We start from the raw sequence: 16,935 nt of genomic DNA on the forward strand, positions 1-16,935 counted from the left end.
AAACGGTGAAACGATCTAGCAGGAATCGGCTACGCTGAGACGCGGCCTTTTGGAGCTTTACGGGCGAATGAGCGAAGCCGGAAATTCGGACCCCGAAAACCTGGAGAAGCAAAAGGCCGTCGCCTATCGCGTGCTGGCGCGCAAATATCGTCCGTCGAATTTCTCCGAACTGATCGGCCAGGAGCCGATGGTCCGCACTTTGACCAACGCTTTCTCCACAGGCCGCATCGCCCAGGCCTGGATGCTGACCGGCGTGCGCGGCGTCGGTAAGACCACGACGGCGCGCATCCTGGCACGGGCGCTCAACTACAAGACGCCGACGGTCGACCATCCCTCGGTCGACCTCGCCTTCCTGGGCGAGCACTGCCAGGCGATCATGGAAGGCCGCCATGTCGACGTCATCGAGATGGACGCCGCGTCGCATACCGGCATCGACGACATCAGGGACATTATCGAGCGCGTGCGCTATGCCCCGGTGTCGGCGCGCTACAAAGTCTACATCATCGACGAAGTGCACATGCTCTCCACCCAGGCCTTCAACGGCCTGTTGAAGACGCTGGAAGAGCCGCCGCCGCACGTCAAATTCATCTTTGCCACCACCGAAATCCGCAAAGTGCCGATCACCGTGCTGTCGCGCTGCCAGCGTTTCGACCTGAGACGCATCGATGCCGGCGCACTGGTCGCGCACCTCTCCTCGATTGCCGGCAAGGAAGGCATATCGGTCGACGACGACGCGCTGGCGATGATCGCGCGCGCCGCCGAAGGCTCGGCCCGCGATTCGCTCTCCATCCTCGACCAGGCGATCGCCCATGGCGGCGGCGCCGTCAGCGCCGAAGCGGTGCGCGCCATGCTGGGTCTCGCCGACCGCGCCCGCATCGTCGACCTGTTCGAACATGTCATGAAGGGCGATGTGGCGGCCGCCCTTGCCGAATTCCGCAACCAGTACGACACCGGCGCCGATCCGACTGCCGTGCTGACCGATCTGGCCGAATTCAACCACCTCGTCACCCGGCTGCGCTTCGTGCCGACGGCTGCCGACGACGCTTCCCTGTCCGAGGATGAGCGCCGCCGCGGCGCCGACTTCGCCAGCACGCTGTCGGTCAAGGTTCTGTCGCGAACCTGGCAGATGCTCTTGAAAGGCATTCCCGAGGTGCAGTCATCCAACCGACCGGTCAGCGCCGGCGAGATGGTGCTGATCCGGCTGGCGCATGCCGCCGACCTGCCGACGCTGGACGAGGCGCTGAAATCTCTAGAGAGCGGCGCTCCGGCGTCCGGTGGTGTTTCACGCCCGAATGGTGCGCCGGTAAATGCCGGCAATGGCGGCGGCGCCAGCGCGGTAGCGCAGACCCGGATGCCGTCCGGGCCAGCCGGTGCGCAAACCATGCGATTGGTCGACGCGCCCCCGGTCGCCTTTGTCGCGCCTCCGCAGCCGGTCGTCGAGCCGCAATCGCCGCCGCTGAAATCGCTGGCCGATATTGTCGCTCTTGCCGACGCGCAGCGTGACATCGCCTTCAAGGTGCTGGTCAAGAGCTGTATTCGCCTGGTGCGCATCGAGCCCGGCCGTATCGACGTCGGCCTGACCGCCGATGCGCCCAAGATGCTGCTCAACGACTTGACGACGAAGCTGCGGGCCTGGACCGGCCGCAACTGGCTGGTGTCATTGTCGAAGGAAGAGGGCGGCCAAACGCTGGCCGAGATGGAATCGACCAGGCGCGAGACCGCTTTCTCCGACGCGAAAAGCGATCCGGCGGTGGCCGCCATCCTCGCGCGCTTTCCCGGCGCCAAGATCATCGACGTGCGCATTCCCGACGCGCCGGAAGTCGACACCGACAAGGCCGAAGCGCCGGTCGAGCCGCCGTCCGACGACGACGAAACCTGACCATAGCCACGAATCCGCAAAGGACCCGACCATGAAAGATCTTCTCGGCCTGATGGGCAAGGCGAAGGAAATGCAGGCCAAGTTCCAGGCCATGCAGGACGAGATCGCGACGATTGAAGCAAGCGGGCAGGCGGGCGGCGGGCTGGTCAATGTCACGCTGACCGGCAAGTTCGAAATGAAGTCGCTGAAGATCGATCCGTCGCTGTTCAAGGAGGACGAGGTCGAGATTCTCGAAGACCTGCTGCTGGCCGCTCACAATGACGCCAAAAATAAGGTCGAGCAGATTATGCAGGAGAAGACCAAGGCGCTGACGGCAGGCTTGCCGATCCCGCCCGGAATGAAATTGCCGTTCTGAGCCGGCTCCAACCAGTTAATTGATTATGAAGGGAAATCGGCTGCGGGGGCTGTTGTTAAGACTTTCTCCGGCTTTGCTCACGCGGACATATCCGGGCATTTATAAAGTTTTACCTATGCTGCACGAAAGCTAATCCTTTAGCCATCTTTTTGCCTTTAAGAGTCTCATTCTTGCCACATCTTGGGGCGGGCTGGCATCTGGACAATGAGGCATTTTTTGTTGATCGCGACGCGATGGAAGACGCCGCTTCTGCTCGGCATCATCTTCTCCCCTATGTTCCTGGCCGGTTGCAGCCAGACCACGTCTTCGCACGGCCTGTCGGTCGCCAGCCTGACCGACGCCATCACGCCCAGCTTCCTTTCGACGCGCGCCTACCGCAACACGCCGAAGGAGAAGGAATGCCTGGAGCGGGCGATGTTCTTCGAGTCCAACCGCTCGAGCCGTGACGGCATGATCGCCGTCGGCACGGTGGTGATGAACCGGCTGCGCTCCGGCAATCATGGCAGCACCATTTGCCAGGTGGTTGGCGAACCGGGCCAGTTCGCGCCCGGCGTGATGACGCGGGCGATGAATTCGAAAGCGATGCCCGATGTCGAGGAGGCCGCCGATGCGGTGCTCAAGGGCGAGCGCAAGGCCAAGCTGAAGAACACGATGTACTTCCACACCGCCGGCCTGAGGTTCCCCTACAAGAACATGCATTACACCATGGTTGCCGGCGGCAACGCCTTCTACGAGAAGCGCGGCCGCAACTGGCAGCCGCTGCCGGATGAATCCACGACCATGGTTGCCTCGGCGCAGCCGCGCGCTCCTGTGCCTGAAGCGCCGGTGCAGGTTGCCTACGCCGAGCCGGTGGTGAAGACCATTGTCCGTCCAGATCCTGCCAAGCAGGCCGCGGCGGTTCGCGCAGCCAAGGCGACACGTGCCCCGGCCGAGCAGACCTATGTGACGGCTTCCGCGGCGCCCGCTAAGAGCGCCCGCGTCGCCGCCAAGCAGACGGAGGTGGCGATGCAGGAGCCGATGGCCGAGCCCGATGCCTCGCGTTTCGGCGGCACGCTGAACGCCCGCTACGTCACCTTGGTGCCATCGGCGACGCAGGAAGCGTCGATGGGCTTCCAGTCGACGCCTGAGAACACCGACGATATCGGCGCAATGATCGTCGATCAAACCCGGCCGCTCTCAGCCTACTGACGCCCAGAACATTTTCCGAGCCCGCCATGGCAGCATGGCGGGCTCGGTGCGTATGCGCATGTTTCAAAGCGCGCGGAAAAATCCTAGATCAGTGCGATGTCAAAGCGAATCGCCGGTCCCGAGATCGAACGCCTGATCCAGCTCCTGGCCAAGGTGCCGGGGCTAGGGCCTCGTTCGGCCAGGCGTGCGGCACTGCACCTGATCAAGAAGAAGGAGCAGCTTTTGTCACCGCTCGCCGCCGCCATGGCTGAAGCCGCCGACAAGGTGCGCATCTGCACGACCTGCGGCAATGTCGATACCTCCGACCCTTGCATGATCTGCACCGATCCGCGCCGCGATGCCTCGACGCTGATCGTCGTCGAGGATGTCTCCGATCTCTGGGCGCTGGAGCGGGCGGCGGCCATGAATGTGCGCTACCACGTGCTCGGCGGCACGCTGTCGCCGCTCGACGGCATCGGTCCCGAACAGCTCAACGTGCGCTCGCTGGTCGACCGCGTTGCCGGCGGTGAGGTGAAGGAGGTGATCCTTGCCGTCAATGCCACCGTCGAGGGCCAGACGACGGCGCACTATCTCACCGACCAGTTGTCGGGCTTCGAGGTCAAGGTGACACGACTTGCCCATGGCGTGCCGGTTGGCGGCGAGCTTGATTATCTGGATGAGGGTACGCTGGCAGCCGCGTTGCGATCGCGGACGGCGTTTTGACGCAATTGGCGGGGATGCTCCGGAGATGACAGCATTCCTTCGGGCCCCCCTCTGTCCTGCCGGACATCTCCCCCTCAAGGGGGGAGATCAGCAGCTTCTCGGGCGGCATTCTTCTTTCAACGCTGGTGGTTGGCGAAAACCGAAGCGACAGCCAATCTCCCCCCTTGAGGGGGAGATGTCCGGCAGGACAGAGGGGGGCGCGACAGAACGCGGATCTTTCGGATTGGCGCTCGTTGCGCTCCTCGCATCCCTTGTTGCCCTGCTTTTTGTAGCCCCCGCCTCCGCCGCCAAAATCGACGACCAGTTCCGCGCCTGGCTGCAAACCGATCTCTGGCCGGAAGCCCAGACCAAAGGCATCTCCAAATCCACTTTCGACGCCGCTTTCGACGGCGTGAAGCCGAACCTCAAATTGCCCGACCTCGTCCTGCCCGGCGAGAAACCCAAAACTCCGCAAAAACAGCATCAGGCCGAGTTCGGTTCGCCCGGCGCCTATTTCGCCGAAAAGACGGTGCGCGCCGTCACATCAGGCGGGCGCACGCGCGAGGCGGCCAACGCCAGGACGCTGGCTGCGATCGAAAAGCGCTACGGTGTCCCGGGCGAGATACTGTTGGCGATCTGGGGCCGCGAGACCGGCTTCGGCGCGGCGAAAATGCCCTACGACGCCTTCGAGGTTCTCGGCACCAAGGCGTTCATGTCGACCAAGAAGGACTTCTTCCGCACCGAGGTACTGGCGGCGCTCGAGATCGTCGAGCGTGGGTTGGCGCCGGTCGGCGCCATGAAATCGTCCTGGGCCGGCGCGCTCGGCCAGCCGCAATTCATGCCGACCTCGTTCCTGAAGCACGCCGTCGACTACGACGGTGATGGGCACCCGGACATCTGGAATTCGACGCCGGACGTGCTGGCCTCGATCGCCAACTATCTCGTCCGCTATGGCTGGGTGAAGGGGCGTGTCTGGGGTTTCGAGGTGACGGTTCCGGAAAGCGTTTCCTGCTCGCTCGAAGGTCCCGACCAGGGCAAGAAGATCTCAGCCTGGGTGGCGATGGGAATCAGCCGCGTCGGCGGCAAAGCCTTTCCGGCCGGCGAACTGAAAGCGGAAGGATTCCTTTTGATGCCGGCCGGACGCAGCGGCCCCGCCTTTATCGCCACGCCCAATTTCTACGTGCTGAAACAGTACAACACCAGCGACCTGTACGCCCTGTTCATCGGCCATGGCGCTGACCGCATTGCCCATGGCGATGCTGATTTCGTCGGCAGCTGGGGTGCGGTTGGCCGCCTGCATCGTTCCGACATCGCCGCGCTGCAACGGGCGCTGGAGGCCAAGGGCTACGATGTCGGCAGCGCCGACGGCCTGCCCGGCTTTAAGACCCGCCGCTCGATCGGCAGCTGGCAGGAAAAGAACGGCCGCCCCGCCACCTGCTTCCTCGACGCCGATCTGGTCGCTGCCATCAAGTAACACCGAAAAGAGCAGATTTTCCCCATCGGCGGCTGCAATTGGCTCGCCCATGCTTCGACGCGCACAGCATATTCCGGTCCAGTATGCCGGCTCGCAAAAATGCCCGTTGCCGGTTGGAGGGCTGCCGGATAGGGTGTTGACCAACTGGAAAAAAATCAACACGGTATGGGGTCTAACGGTCGTCCTCCGGCCGCGAAAAAGATTACTGCAGCCCTGAGCCGGGAACTCGGGGTCAACAATCAACAAAACAGGGAACAATCATCATGATGATGGAAAAGTTTGCTCTACGTTCGCGCGCCTGGCTCGCAGGTGCTGCCATGTCCGCTCTGCTCATTGGCGTCGCGCCGGCCTTTGCCGTGACCCCCGCCGACACGCTGGTCGAAGGTTTTGCCATCGACGACATCATCTCCATGGATCCGGGCGAGGCGTTCGAACTGTCGACCGCCGAAGTCACCGGCAACACCTATGATCTGCTGGTCCGCCTCGACCTCAGCGACACCTCCAAGGTCAAGGGCGACCTTGCCGAGAGCTGGACCGTCTCCGACGACGGCCTGGTCTATACGTTCAAGCTCAAGCCCGGCCTAAAGTTCGCTTCGGGCAATCCACTGACGGCCGCCGATGTCGCCTATTCCTTCGAGCGCGCCATCAAGCTGGATAAGCCGCCGGCATTCATCATCAACCAGTTCGGCATCAGCGGCGACAATGTTGCCGACAAGGCCAAGGCCGTCGACGATACCACCTTCCAGTTCACCGTCGACAAGGCCTATGCGCCGAGCTTCGTGTTAAACTGCCTGTCGGCAACGGTCGCTTCGGTCGTCGACGCAAAGCTGGTGAAGGAACATGTCGCCGCGGTGACGCCGAGTGCCGACTACAAATGGGACAACGATTTCGGCAACGCCTTCCTGAAGACCGGTTATGCCGGCTCCGGCGCCTACAAGCTGCGCGAATGGCGGGCCAATGAGGTCGTCGTGCTCGAGCGCAACGACAATTACAATGGCGAGAAGGCCAAGCTCGCGCGCGTCATCTACCGCAACATGAAGGAGAGCTCGGCGCAGCGCCTGGCGCTCGAAGCAGGCGACATCGACGTTGCCCGCAACCTCGAGCCGAACGATCTCGACGCCATCGCCAAGAATGCCGATCTCACCACGACCAGCGCGCCGAAGGGCACGGTCTTTTACATCAGTCTCAACCAGAAGAATCCGAACCTCGCCAAGCCCGAGGTTCGCCAGGCGTTCAAATATCTGGTCGACTACGATGCGCTGAGCACGACCATCCTCAAGGGCATTGGCGAGATCCACCAGACCTTCCTGCCCAAGGGCGTGCTGGGCGAACTGGACGAAAATCCGTTCAAGTTCGACGTCGCCAAGGCCAAGGAACTGCTGACCAAGGCCGGCCTGGCCGACGGCTTCAGCGTAACCATGGACGTACGCACGGGACAGCCAACAACGGGCATGGCGGAATCGATCCAGCAGACGCTTGGCCAGGCCGGCATCAAGCTGGAAATTATCCCGGGCGACGGCAAGCAGACGCTGACCAAATACCGCGCCCGCAATCATGACATCTATATCGGCCAGTGGGGCCAGGACTATTTCGATCCGAACTCCAACGCCCAGACCTTTGCCTCAAACCCGGACAATTCGGATGAAGGCAAGACCAAGACGCTGGCCTGGCGCAATGCCTGGGACATCCCGGACCTGACAAAGCAGACCGAAGCAGCCTTGCTGGAGAAGGATGCCGGCAAGCGCGCCGATATGTACAAGAGCCTTGAAAAGACGATCCTCGACACCAGCCCCTTCGTCATCATCCACCAGCAATTGGAAGTGGCAGGCCTGCGCAAAAACCTGAAAGGCTTTGCGCTCGGTCCGAGCTTCGACACCAACTTCGTCGGCCCGGTCTCCAAGGAATAGCGCCGGCGGACGCGCCCTGATGAGCGCGATTGAAAACCAGGCGACGGCGGGGCAGGGAAGCGCCCGCGCCGTCGCTATCTTGTTGGCGATCGGCCGCTTCCTGGTCATCGCCGTCACCACCTATCTCGGCCTGCTCGCGGTGACCTTTTTCATCGGCCGCGTCATCCCGATCGATCCGGTGCTGGCGGTGCTCGGCGACCGCGCACCGGCCAATGTCGTCGAGCGCACCCGCCGCGAGATGGGGCTCGACCTGCCGTTGATCGAGCAATTCTATATCTATCTCAAGCATGCGCTGAACGGTGATTTCGGCACCTCTGTGCTGACCACCAATCCTGTGATGACCGACATCCGCCGTGCCTTTCCGGCAACGATCGAACTGGCGACTTTGGGCACTTTGATAGGCTCGTTGATCGGCGTGCCGCTCGGCGTGCTGGCAGCGGTAAAACGCGGCAGTCTCATCGACCAGATCGTTCGCATTGTCGGCCTGATCGGCTATTCCGTGCCTATCTTCTGGATCGGGCTTTTGGGGCTTGTCCTGTTCTACGCCAAGCTCCAATGGGTGGCTTTTCCCGGCCGCCTCGACATCGTCTACGAGTACACATTCACACCGATCACCGGCTTCTACCTGCTCGACGCCGCGCTGCAGGGCCAGTGGGATGTCTTCTACGACGCTTACCGCCACATCATCCTGCCGGCAGGGCTGCTGGGCTATTTCTCGCTCGCCTATATCAGCCGGATGACGCGCTCCTTCATGCTGAACGAGCTGTCGCAGGAATACATCGTCGCCGCGCGCGCCAAGGGCCTGTCTGAAACGCGAATCATCTGGGGCCATGCGCTGCGCAACGCCGCGGTGCCGATGGTCACGGTGATCGCGCTGTCCTATGCCGGGCTGCTCGAAGGTTCGGTGCTGACCGAGACGGTGTTCTCCTGGCCCGGCATCGGCCTCTACATCACCAATTCGCTGCAGAACGCCGACATGAACGCCGTGCTCGGCGGCACCATCGTCATCGGTTCGGTGTTCATCGGCATCAATCTCCTGTCCGATGTTCTCTACAAGGTGCTCGATCCGAGGACGAAGACAGGATGAGCGCCGAAGCAATCCAAACGCGCCGCGATTGGCTGCTCAGCGATCGGCCGGCCTCGCGCATGCAGGCACGGCTCGGCCGCGCCTACGTCGCTTGGCGGCGCTTTTCCGCCAACCGGCTGGCGTTTCTCGGCCTGCTCATCATCATCGCGCTGCTGCTGGTCGCAGCCTTTGCCGATGTGCTGGCGCCCTATTTGCCGACCATCGGCGATCTCAAGAATGCCCGGCTTTTGGCGCCGAGTGCGGCGCATTGGTTCGGCACCGACGATCTCGGCCGCGATATCTATTCGCGCATTCTTTTTGGCTCACGCTGGACCCTCTATGTCGTCATTCTTGTCGCTGTCATCGCAGCCCCCATCGGCCTTTTGGTCGGCACCGTCGCCGGCTATGCCGGCGGCTGGACCGATGCCATTCTGATGCGCATTACCGACATCTTCCTCGCCTTCCCCAAGCTGATCCTGGCACTGGCCTTTGTCGCCGCCCTTGGCCCCGGGATCGAAAACGCGGTGTTGGCCATCGCCATCACCTCGTGGCCGCCTTACGCGCGAATTGCGCGGGCCGAGACGATGACCGTGCGCAATTCCGATTACATCAAGGCGGTGCAATTGATGGGCGCCTCGCCGTTCCGCATCGTGCTGCGCCACATCATGCCGCTCTGCATCTCTTCGCTGATCATCCGGGTGACGCTCGATATGGCCGGCATCATCCTCACCGCCGCCGGCCTCGGTTTCCTTGGCCTCGGCGCGCAGCCGCCGCTGCCGGAATGGGGCACCATGATCGCGTCCGGCCGTCGCTTCGTGCTCGACCAATGGTGGGTGGCCGGCGCGCCCGGCTTCGCCATCCTGATCGTCAGTCTCGGCTTCAACCTGCTGGGCGACGGCCTGCGCGATGCGCTCGATCCCCGGAGTGGCGACCAATGAGTGGTGACCAATGAGCGGTGCACTTCTCGATGTCGACGACCTGCGCGTCACCTTCCCGACTCGGACCGGCCTCATCCAGGCGGTGCGCGGCGTCACCTTCTCGCTCGGCCGAGAGCGGCTGGGCATTGTCGGCGAAAGCGGCTCCGGCAAGTCGCAGACCGGCCGCGCCATCATGGGGCTGACGCCGCCGCAGGCTCTGGTTTCGGCCAAGAAGCTCGCCTTGGACGGCATCGATCTTTTGGACATACCCGCCCGCCAGCGCCGGGCGCTGCGCGGCAAACGCATCGCCATGATCCTGCAGGATCCGAAATATTCGCTCGACCCGGTGATGAGCATCGGCCGCCAGATCGTCGAGACGCTGCGCACGCATGAAAAGGTCTCCAAGGCCGAAGCGCGCGAGCGGGCGCTGGCCATGCTGGAAGCTGTGCAGATCCGCGATCCCTCGCGTGTCTTCGACCTGCATCCGCACGAGGTGTCCGGCGGGATGGGCCAGCGCGCCATGATCGCAATGATGCTGATCGCCGGACCGGAACTGATGATCGCCGACGAGCCGACCTCGGCGCTCGACGTCACCGTTCAGCTCGATGTGCTCGGCATCCTCGACCGCTTGGTCAGTGAGCGCGGCATGGGTCTGATCTTCATCTCGCACGATCTGCGGCTGGTCGCCTCCTTCTGCGACCGCGTCATCGTCATGTATGCCGGCAAGGTGGTCGAGCAGCTCAAGGCGTCGGAGCTGCGCGACGCCCAGCATCCCTACACGCGCGGCCTGCTCAACTGCATGCCCAGGATCGGTTACGAACGCCACCCGCTGCCGGTGCTCGACCGCAAGCCGGAGTGGGCGGCATGACGCCAGCCATTTCGATTGAAGGGCTGGAGGTGGTGTTCGACCGTTTTCGCGCGCTGAAAGGGGCGAACCTCGAGGTGAAGTCCGGCGAATCCTTCGGCCTGGTCGGCGAGAGCGGTTCCGGCAAGTCGACGCTGCTCAAAGCCATTGCCGGCCTGGTGCCTGTCGCATCCGGTACTATCACGGTCAATGGCAAGACGCTGGGAGCGCGCCGCGACAAGGCTTTTTATCGCGAAGTGCAGATGGTCTTCCAGGACCCCTATGGTTCGCTGCACCCGCGTCAGACCGTCGACCGCCTGCTACAGGAGCCGCTCGCCATTCACGGCTTTGCCGATGGCGAGCAACGCATCCAGCGCGCCCTCGACGAGGTCGGATTAGGCAACGGTTTCCGTTTCCGCTACGCGCACCAGCTCTCCGGCGGTCAGCGTCAGCGCGTGGCGATCGCGCGGGCGCTCATCCTCGAACCGTCGATCCTGCTGCTCGACGAACCAACCTCGGCGCTCGACGCTTCGGTGCAGGCGGAAGTGCTCAACCTGCTGGAAGAGGTTCGCCGTCGGCGCAAGCTGACCTTCCTGATGGTCAGCCACGACCTCGCCATCATCACCCATATGTGCGAGCGCCTGATGGTGATGCAGAATGGCGAAGCGGTGGAGAACCTGACGGCGGGCCAGCTGATCGGGCACCGCGTGGAGAAGGATTACACACGCAATTTGCTTAGGGCGAGCGAGGGGTTTGTTCGGACGGCGTGAACTAGTTTCTTCCGCAGAATAATCGCTTGGGGAATTCCATGGAAGAATGGAAGTTTGCAGATCCGCCCAATGTCGCGGTGCTATCGGACAAGAGCATATTCAAACGGGGCGACTGGATCGCATACGTTGTGCATGAAGCTGACGATGACGAGAACTACAACGATGAAGGGGGCAGTTGGCAATTCTATAGCAGCGACTCTCGAGATTGGGATGAACGCGAGATAATGCTCGTTGGCCTGCAAGAGGTGGTGCAGCAGGATGAAAGCATCCTGGCATTGGCCGACTTGCCAAAAGGCTGGCATGCTTGGCGGACGTCAAAATCATCGCCATGGCAGCGAGCGAAATCGCGCCCCGAACCCTCTAACGATAACGAATGATCCGGCAAAGCCTTAAGCGGGGTCTTGCGCCAGTTCGCCGTTCTCCGGAACAGATGGTTCGTCCCCCTGCTCAGGCTCCTTGATCCTGAACCACGTCACATAAAGCGCCGGCAGGAACAGCAGCGTGATCGCCGTGCCGGCGATGATGCCGCCCATCATGGCGTAGGCCATCGGGCCCCAGAACACTTCGCGCGCGATCGGGATCAGCGCTAGGCTGGCGGCCGCGGCCGTCAGCGCGATCGGCCGCATGCGGTGCTCGGTCGCTTCGATCACGGCTTCCCAGCGGTCTTGGCCCTCGGCCACCAGATCCTCGATCTGCACGATCAGGATCACCTGAGTTGCGGATCAGGATGCCGATCAGCGCCAGGACGCCCAGAATGGCGACGAAGCCGAGCGGTGCGCCGCTCGGCACCAGGGCCGCGACCACGCCGATCAGGCCGAGCGGCGCCACCGCCACGACCAGGAACAGGCGCTGAAAACTTTGCAACTGGATCATCAGGATGGTCGCCATCACGAACAGCATCAGCGGCACCACCGCTGCGATCGGTCCCTGGCTTTTGGCGCTTTCCTCGACCGAGCCGGCGGTTGCAACGGAATAGCCGGGCGGCAGTTTGGCGATGAAGGCGTCGACCGACGGCTTCAATTCGTTGACGACGGTGGCCGGCAGCACGTCGCCAACGAGGCCTGCGCGAACGGTGATCGTCGGGATGCGGTTGCGCCGCCACACCGTCGGCTGTTCGAGGTCGTAGCGGAAGTTCGCCACCGCGGCGAGCGGGATCGCTTCGCCGTTCCCGGTGACGGGTGAGCTGTCACGGACTGCCCCGTACGTGTATCGGTCGGCTGGTTAAGACCGGTCTGTCGAAGTGGCCCGCATCGACGACAGGCCCAATCGCCCGGCGGCGGTGCCAACTTGAGGAAAACGTGAAATAAGGTCAGAAGAGGCCTTGGCATTCATCTAACGAGAACGGGCGTCGGCCCGATGAGGGACGAAATGAAGAACGCAGCCATTTCTGAGCGCAAGAACCAGTCGATCTCGCGCGGCGTCGGCATGACGACGCAGATCTATGCCGACCGCGCCGAGAATTCGGAGATCTGGGATGTAGAAGGCCGCCGATACATCGATTTCTCCTCCGGTATCGCCGTCGTCAACACCGGCCACCGCCATCCCAGGGTGATCGAGGCGGTCAAGGCACAGCTCGACCGCTTCACCCATACCTGCCACCAGGTCGTGCCCTATGAGAGCTATGTCAGGCTGGCCGAACGGCTGAACGGCATGCTGCCCGGCAAGTTCGAGAAGAAGACCATCTTCGTCACTACGGGTGCTGAAGCGGTCGAGAACGCCATCAAGATCGCCCGCAACGCCACTGGCCGCCAAGCCGTCATCGCCTTTGCCGGCGGCTTCCACGGCCGCACCTTCATGGGCATGGCGCTGACCGGCAAGGTCGTGCCCTACAAGGTCGGCTTCGGCGCCATGCCGGGCGACGTCTACCACGCGCCGTTTCCGGTGCCGCTGCACGGCGTGTCTACAGCCGATTCGCTGGTCGCACTCGACAAACTGTTCAAGGCCGATGTCGATCCGGCTCGCGTTGCCGCCATCATCATCGAGCCGGTCCAGGGCGAGGGCGGCTTCTACGACGCGCCGCGCGAATTCCTGACGGCGCTGCGCAAGCTCTGCGACCAGCACGGCATGCTGCTGATCGCCGATGAGGTGCAGACCGGCTTTGCCCGCACCGGCAAGATGTTCGCCATGGATCATCATGAGGTCGCGGCCGACATTACCACCATGGCGAAAAGCCTGGCCGGCGGCTTCCCGCTGGCGGCGGTCACCGGCCGCGCCGAGATCATGGATGCGCCCGGTCCTGGCGGGCTCGGCGGCACCTATGGCGGCAGCCCGATCGGTGTCGCCGCAGCACACGCCGTGCTCGACGTAATCGAGGACGAAAAGCTGTGCGACCGCGCCAATACGCTGGGCGCCCGGCTGAAACAGCGGCTGCAGTCGATCCGCGACGATGTGCCCGAGATTGTCGACATCAGGGGTCTCGGCTTCATGAACGCGGTCGAGCTCAACGACGTCAAGAGGGGCCTGCCGTCGGCCGAGATCGCCAATGCGATCCGGCTGAAGGCGCTCGACAAGGGGCTGATCCTGCTGACCTGCGGCGTCTACGGCAACGTCATCCGTTTCCTGGCTCCGATCACCATCCAGGACAATGTCATGAACGAGGCGCTCGACATTCTGGAAAGCTCGATCCGCGAAGTCTGCGCTGCCTAGCGCAAAACCCTACCTCCCCCTTGTGGGGAGGTCGGACCGCAGGTCCGGGTGGGGGGCCTCGCGCCGACCCCAACCCCGCTGCTTCGCAGCGACCCTCCCCACAAGGGGGAGGGTAAGTGCGTCTAGCCCGCAGCCCGTGCCGGCTCATCCTGCTGGAACGCTGCCAGTGCAGCCTTCAGCCCGTCAGGTCCCTCAGCAATCGTCTGCGCCATCGGCGAAAACCCGGCCCCGAGCATCTTGCGGCCCAGCATATGGTCGCCCGGCCTGTTGACGGATTCGATGCCGAGCAGCCGGCTTCCAGCATAGTGGTAGATCGAGAACTTGTTCTCAGCGAGGTCGCCCAGCACGACATGGCTGTCGCCGCCCGAGGTCAGCCCGACCATCTGCAGTTTCATGTCGCCGATGTCAGACCAGAACCACGGCACCGCCGCATAGGCGTCCGTATGGCCGGTGATCGTGCGTGCGGCAAGCCGCGCCTGGTCGGTGGCGTTCTGCACCGATTCCAGCCGCACGTCGCCGCCGGTCGACCAGTGGCGGTAGGAAGCGGCGTCGCCGATGGCCAGAATATCAGGCACTGAGGTGCGCATCTGTTGGTCGACGCGGATGCCATTGGCGACAGTCAGTCCGGCAGCCTGCGCAAGTTCGACATTCGGCACGGCGCCGATGCCGACGATGACCATGCGCGCGGGCAGCCTTTCGCCGGTGGAGGTGATGGCAGCGCAGACATGGCGGTTTTCCCCTTCCAGCCTGGCAATGGTGGTGCCGGTGAGGATACGCACGCCGATCGCCTCCAGCCGTTGGCGGACATGGCTCGCCACCACCGGCGCCACGGCGCGGCCAAGCAGCCGGTCGACAGCCTCGACCAGGGTGACGTTGCGGCCGGCGGCCCTCAGCGTTGCCGCGATCTCCAGCCCGATGAAGCCGCCGCCGAGGATGACCACGTCTTCGCTTTGGGCGCTGAGCGCGCGGATCAGCCGCGCATCGGCGATCGAGCGCAGCGACAGCACGCCCGAGAGGTCGGCGCCCGGCAGCGGCAGAAGCCGCGGCCGCGAACCGGTGGCCAGGATGAGCCGGTCGAACGGCAGCACGCCGCCGCCCGCTATGTCCAGCTTGCGGCCTGCCGTATCGATGCTGTCGATTCGGACGCCCGGCCTGAAGTCGATGGCGCTGCCGGTGTAAAAGGCCTCGCCGCGCAAGGGTTGCGGCTTGGCATCGGCGTCCTTGATGAAGGTCTTCGACAGCGGCGGCTTGTGATAGGGCAGATCGGTTTCGTCGCCGATCAGTATGACAGGCCCGTCATAGCCTTCCTCGCGCAGGCTGGCGGCCGCTTGCACGCCCGCATGACCCGCACCGACAATGACGACCCCGTTCTTCATCGCAACCCGAATTCCTGTTTCAAATCTGGAGCATGATGCCGAAAAGTGTGAAGCGGTTTTCGGACGACATCATGCTTTGATTGTGAGCCGTTCCGCCAGATGGCGATTGTCTGCCGCCGTCGCAAGAGCCCCGGTCCGGGTCGCACCCGGAACGGTCGCTTGTCAATCGCGGCGTCTCTCACCTTGGCTGCTGGCTACGATTTAAAGTTGATAGTGCTAGTTTAGAATAATTCTAAACTGTTGTTTCAATTGAATTTTCTAGGGTTCACCAGTTGACTTCCGGCCTCGCCATCGTTTTATGGAGGCTCGCGCGTCAGCGCATCCCTTTGATGTTTGGGCCTTGAACCCGTTCGATTGGAGGCATTTGGTGTCTTTCTCCCGTGAGCCGCAGAGCGGCGCGGCATCTGTGGTGTCCTACGGCATGCCTATGTCCCGGCACCGTTTGGCACGCGCGCCTTTTACCGAATCCCCTTTGAACTGGAGACTGATGATGACAGCGCGATATGGCGGCAGACTGGCTGCGATCGGTGCCACGGCTATGTTGACGGCGGCGGTTTTCATCCTGCCGGCCAAGGCGGCGGAGATCGATGCCAAGGCGGTCATCAAGACCTATTCCGACATCGCGCTGGCCAAGTACGAGGATTCGCTGACCACGGCGCAGGCGCTCGACAAGGCTGTCGACGCGCTGCTTGCCAACCCGTCGGCGGACACGCTGAATGCCGCCCGCGATGCCTGGAAGGCGTCGCGCGTGCCCTACCAGCAGACCGAGGTCTACCGCTTCGGCAACAAGATCGTCGACGACTGGGAAGGCAAGGTGAACTCCTGGCCGCTCGACGAAGGCCTGATCGACTACGTCGCCAAGAGCTACGGCACCGAGTCCGACGCCAACGCGCTCTACACCGCCAATGTCATCGCCAACAAGGACATCGAGATCGACGGCAAGAAGGTCGACGCCTCGAAGCTTTCGCCGGAGTTCCTCGCCGGCACGCTGCAGGAGGCCGGCGGCATCGAGGCCAATGTCGCCACCGGTTATCACGCCATCGAATTCCTGCTCTGGGGCCAGGATTTGCACGGCACCGGCCCGGGCGCCGGCGAGCGTCCGTACACCGACTACGACCTCAAGAACTGCACCGGCGGCAATTGCGATCGCCGGGCCGAGTATCTGAAGTCGGCCAGCGATCTTCTGGTCTCCGACCTGCAGGAGATGGTCGGCAACTGGAAGGAAGACGGCGCCGCCCGCAAGAACCTCGTCGATGGCCAGCCGAACACCGCTATCTCGGTGATCTTCAACGGCATGGGCTCGCTGTCCTACGGCGAACTGGCCGGGGAGCGCATGAAACTCGGCCTGCTGCTGCACGATCCCGAAGAGGAGCACGACTGCTTCTCGGATAATACCTACAACTCGCATCTCTATGACGCCATCGGCATCCGCGCCGCCTATCTCGCCAGCTACACGCGCATCGACGGCACCGTCGTTTCAGGCCCGTCGGTGCACGATATGGTCAAGGCGGCCGATCCGGCGATCGACAAGGAACTGTCCGACAAGCTCGATGTCTCGGTCGCCAAGATGGAGGCGATCAAGGCGCGGGAAGTGGCCGGCGAGGCCTACGACCAGCAGATCGCCGAGGGCAACACCGAAGGCAATGCTACCGTGCAGGCGGCAATCGACGCGCTGGTCGACCAGACCAAGTCGATCGAACGCGCCGTCGGCGCGCTGAACCTGAACAACATAGCCTTCGAGGGGTCCGACAGCCTCGACGCACCGGACAAGGTGTTCAAGTAGCACCCCAACCAACTACCAGCCAAACGGCGCGGAGGGGCGCCGTCAGCCA

14 protein-coding genes and 1 pseudogene are annotated in these 16,935 nt (G+C 63.2%); 13 read left to right on the forward strand and 2 right to left on the reverse strand.

All coding sequences use genetic code 11. The annotated features are described in order from the left end of the window. Positions 1-67: 67 nt before the first annotated feature. From X750_RS160550 to X750_RS1000000164025, 11 genes are all read left to right on the forward strand, one after another. Positions 68-1,879, forward strand: coding sequence for a DNA polymerase III subunit gamma/tau (locus tag X750_RS160550; RefSeq protein ID WP_023703500.1), 1,812 nt, complete (start codon positions 68-70; stop codon positions 1,877-1,879). A gap of 31 nt (positions 1,880-1,910) precedes the next feature. Beyond that, positions 1,911-2,234: a YbaB/EbfC family nucleoid-associated protein gene (locus X750_RS160545; protein WP_023669519.1), complete on the forward strand. Its 324-nt coding sequence runs from the start codon at positions 1,911-1,913 to the stop codon at positions 2,232-2,234. 219 nt (positions 2,235-2,453) lie between these two features. Continuing rightward, positions 2,454-3,422, forward strand: a complete 969-nt coding sequence (locus X750_RS160540) for a cell wall hydrolase (RefSeq protein WP_023703499.1) — start codon at positions 2,454-2,456, stop codon at positions 3,420-3,422. A 96-nt stretch (positions 3,423-3,518) separates the two neighbouring features. Next, positions 3,519-4,124 carry a recombination mediator RecR gene (recR, locus tag X750_RS160535; protein ID WP_023688760.1) on the forward strand — a complete coding sequence of 202 codons (606 nt, stop codon included), beginning with the start codon at positions 3,519-3,521 and terminating at the stop codon, positions 4,122-4,124. A gap of 175 nt (positions 4,125-4,299) precedes the next feature. After that, positions 4,300-5,577 carry a lytic murein transglycosylase gene (locus X750_RS160530; RefSeq protein WP_023703498.1) on the forward strand — a complete coding sequence of 426 codons (1,278 nt, stop codon included), beginning with the start codon at positions 4,300-4,302 and terminating at the stop codon, positions 5,575-5,577. A gap of 263 nt (positions 5,578-5,840) precedes the next feature. Beyond that, positions 5,841-7,484: an ABC transporter substrate-binding protein gene (locus X750_RS160525; protein WP_023703497.1), complete on the forward strand. Its 1,644-nt coding sequence runs from the start codon at positions 5,841-5,843 to the stop codon at positions 7,482-7,484. 19 nt (positions 7,485-7,503) lie between these two features. Continuing rightward, the gene (locus X750_RS160520; protein ID WP_023669524.1) at positions 7,504-8,571 is read left to right on the forward strand and encodes an ABC transporter permease; all 1,068 of its coding nucleotides are present in this window, start codon (positions 7,504-7,506) and stop codon (positions 8,569-8,571) included. Continuing rightward, complete coding sequence (locus X750_RS160515) at positions 8,568-9,488, forward strand: ABC transporter permease (protein WP_023669525.1); 921 nt, start codon at positions 8,568-8,570, stop codon at positions 9,486-9,488. Before X750_RS160520 ends, X750_RS160515 begins: the two co-directional genes overlap by 4 nt. A gap of 10 nt (positions 9,489-9,498) precedes the next feature. Further along, positions 9,499-10,335, forward strand: coding sequence for an ABC transporter ATP-binding protein (locus tag X750_RS160510; RefSeq protein ID WP_023669526.1), 837 nt, complete (start codon positions 9,499-9,501; stop codon positions 10,333-10,335). Further along, entirely contained in the window at positions 10,332-11,081 is a 750-nt protein-coding gene (locus tag X750_RS160505) for an ABC transporter ATP-binding protein (RefSeq protein WP_023669527.1), read from the forward strand. Before X750_RS160510 ends, X750_RS160505 begins: the two co-directional genes overlap by 4 nt. Positions 11,082-11,119: 38 nt before the next feature. Then, positions 11,120-11,458 carry a DUF2185 domain-containing protein gene (locus tag X750_RS1000000164025; RefSeq protein WP_023696743.1) on the forward strand — a complete coding sequence of 113 codons (339 nt, stop codon included), beginning with the start codon at positions 11,120-11,122 and terminating at the stop codon, positions 11,456-11,458. A 12-nt stretch (positions 11,459-11,470) separates the two neighbouring features. On the opposite strand, the pseudogene X750_RS1000000164030 reads toward X750_RS1000000164025, so the two are convergent. Further along, positions 11,471-12,254: pseudogene (locus X750_RS1000000164030) on the reverse strand (efflux RND transporter permease subunit); the annotation flags it as partial. A gap of 195 nt (positions 12,255-12,449) precedes the next feature. Here X750_RS1000000164030 and X750_RS160490 point away from each other — a divergent pair. Next, complete coding sequence (locus X750_RS160490; RefSeq protein ID WP_023738174.1) at positions 12,450-13,727, forward strand: 4-aminobutyrate--2-oxoglutarate transaminase; 1,278 nt, start codon at positions 12,450-12,452, stop codon at positions 13,725-13,727. A gap of 122 nt (positions 13,728-13,849) precedes the next feature. Here the strand turns inward: X750_RS160490 and X750_RS160485 are convergent, their stop codons facing one another. Then, positions 13,850-15,103, reverse strand: coding sequence for an FAD-dependent oxidoreductase (locus X750_RS160485; protein ID WP_023696740.1), 1,254 nt, complete (start codon positions 15,101-15,103; stop codon positions 13,850-13,852). A 490-nt stretch (positions 15,104-15,593) separates the two neighbouring features. On the opposite strand from X750_RS160485, the gene X750_RS160480 reads away from it, so the two are divergent. After that, complete coding sequence (locus tag X750_RS160480) at positions 15,594-16,886, forward strand: imelysin family protein (RefSeq protein WP_023692591.1); 1,293 nt, start codon at positions 15,594-15,596, stop codon at positions 16,884-16,886. The last annotated feature ends 49 nt before the right edge of the window (positions 16,887-16,935 follow it).

The sequence above is a fragment of the Mesorhizobium sp. LNJC391B00 genome (assembly GCF_000502535.1).
GTDB lineage: Bacteria > Pseudomonadota > Alphaproteobacteria > Rhizobiales > Rhizobiaceae > Mesorhizobium.